At 54.2% G+C, this 2,808-nt stretch carries 1 rRNA gene; it reads right to left on the minus strand.

From position 1 onward, the window contains the following. Positions 1-2,808, minus strand: a 23S ribosomal RNA gene (locus tag RIN56_20545); the annotation flags it as partial.

The raw sequence follows: 2,808 nt of genomic DNA on the forward strand, positions 1-2,808 counted from the left end.
CGCTGTGAGAGACCTCATCTTGAGGCCGGTTTCACGCTTAGATGCTTTCAGCGTTTATCCGTTCCCGACGTAGCTACCCAGCTGTACCCCTGGCGGGATAACTGGTACACCAGTGGTCAGTCCACTCCGGTCCTCTCGTACTAGGAGCAGTTCCCCTCAAGTCTCTTACGCCCGCGATGGATAGGGACCGAACTGTCTCACGACGTTCTGAACCCAGCTCACGTACCACTTTAATGGGCGAACAGCCCAACCCTTGGGACCTACTTCAGCCCCAGGATGTGATGAGCCGACATCGAGGTGCCAAACCTCCCCGTCGATATGGACTCTTGGGAGAGATTAGCCTGTTATCCCCAGGGTAGCTTTTATCCGTTGAGCGATGGCCCTTCCACTCGGTACCACCGGATCACTAAGCCCGACTTTCGTCCCTGCTCGACCTGTACGTCTCGCAGTCAAGCTCCCTTCTGCCTTTACACTCTGCGCGCGATTTCCAACCGCGCTGAGGGAACCTTTGGGCGCCTCCGTTACTCTTTCGGAGGCGACCGCCCCAGTCAAACTGCCCACCTGGCACTGTCCTGAGAGTCGTTACTTCTTCAGTTAGAACTCCAGTAAATCAAGGGTGGTATCCCAAGGGTGACTCCGCACATACTAGCGTACATGCTTCTCAGTCTCCCACCTATCCTGTACATGATTTACCAAAACCCAATGCCAGGCTACAGTAAAGCTCCATGGGGTCTTTCTGTCCAGTCGCGGGTAACCTGCATCTTCACAGGTATTTCAATTTCACCGGGTCCCTCGTTGAGACAGTGCCCAAGTCGTTACACCTTTCGTGCGGGTCGGAACTTACCCGACAAGGAATTTCGCTACCTTAGGACCGTTATAGTTACGGCCGCCGTTTACTGGGGCTTCGGTTCACACCTTCGCTTGCGCTAAGCACTCCCCTTAACCTTCCAGCACCGGGCAGGTGTCAGCACCTATACGTCAGCTTTCGCTTTAGCAGGCACCTGTGTTTGTGGTAAACAGTCGCTTGGGCCTCTCTTCTGCGACCCCAAAGTGCTTCGATCGTTTCTAATCTACACACTCCAGGGCTCCCCTTCTCCCGAAGTTACGGGGACATTTTGCCGAGTTCCTTAACGAGGGTTCTCCCGCGCACCTTAGGATTCTCTCCCCGCCTACCTGTGTCGGTTTGCGGTACGGGCACCCTTTGTCTCGCTAGAAGCTTTTCTTGACAGTCTAGGTGCGGTAAGTTCGCCAATATCGCTATCGGCTCCCCATCACTCCTCAGGCTTATCGTATGGGGGATTTGCCTCCCATACACCCTACAAGCTTAGACGCGAATTTCCATCCTCGCGATTACCTGCCTTACTGTGTCACTCCATCACTCAAACGACTTGGGGTGGTACTGGAATATCAACCAGTTGTCCATCGCCTACGCATATTCGCCTCGGCTTAGGTCCCGACTTACCCTGAGCGGACGATCCTTCCTCAGGAATCCTTAGGCTTTCGGTGGACAGGATTCTCACCTGTCTTTTCGCTACTCATACCGGCATTCTCACTTCCTACCAGTCCACCGCACCTTCCGGTGCGACTTCTGCCCGATAGGAACGCTCCCCTACCCCTGATCATAAGATCAAGCCATAGCTTCGGTTCCGTGCTTTAGCCCCGGACATCTTCGGCGCAGCGACACTCGACCAGTGAGCTATTACGCACTCTTTTAATGGTGGCTGCTTCTAAGCCAACATCCTGGTTGTTTTTGTATCGCCACATCCTTTGCCACTTAGCACGGCATTGGGGACCTTAGCTGATGGTCTGGGCTGTTTCCCTCTTGACTACGGATCTTAGCACTCGCAGTCTGACTCCCAAGTTAAACTATCTCCATTCGCAGTTTGACAGAGTTCGGTAACCTAACGGCCCCTAGCCCAATCAGAGCTCTACCGTCGATAGTCATCACTTGAGGCTAGCCCTAAAGCTATTTCGGGGAGAACCAGCTATCTCCGCGTTCGATTGGCATTTCACCCCTATCCACAACTCATCCCAAAGCTTTTCAACGCTCACGGGTTCGGGCCTCCACGTAATTTTACCTACGCTTCACCCTGGTCATGGATAGATCACTGCGGTTTCGGGTCTACAATAACTAACTGTCGCCCTATTAAGACTCGCTTTCGCTGCGGCTCCGTGTTTTCCACTTAACCTCGCTAGTTACTGTAACTCGCCGGTTCATTCTTCAATAGGCACGCCGTCGCGCTTTAACACGCTTCGACTGCTTGTAGACATACGGTTTCAGGTACTTTTTCACTCCCCTCCCGGGGTGCTTTTCACCTTTCCCTCACGGTACTATGCGCTATCGGTCGCCAACGAGTATTTTGCCTTGGAGGGTGGTCCCCCCTGCTTCCCACAGGGTTTCACGTGTCCCGTGGTACTCTGGATCCCAGCCACTTGGCTCTGCCTTTCGCTTACAGGGCTCTTACCTTCTGCGGCCTACCTTTCCAGGTAGTTCGGCTAGACCTGACCAAGATTATGCCGGTCCTCAACCCCAAGGAGCCGAAGCTCCCTGGTTTGGGCTCTTCCCCGTTCGCTCGCCGCTACTTAGGGAATCTCGTTTGATTACTTTTCCTCCGGGTACTTAGATGTTTCAGTTCCCCGGGTGCCCTCCTCACGCTTAAAAGCGTGGGTGACGGTGCATTACCACCGCCGGGTTCCCCCATTCGGACATCCATGGATCTATGCCTGCTTGCGGCTCCCCATGGCTTTTCGGAGCTTACCCCGTCCTTCTTCGGCTGTTGGCGCCTAGGCATCCGCCGTATGCCCTTA

The sequence above is a fragment of the Sporomusaceae bacterium genome (genome assembly GCA_031460455.1).
Lineage (GTDB): Bacteria > Bacillota > Negativicutes > Sporomusales > UBA7701 > Anaeroselena.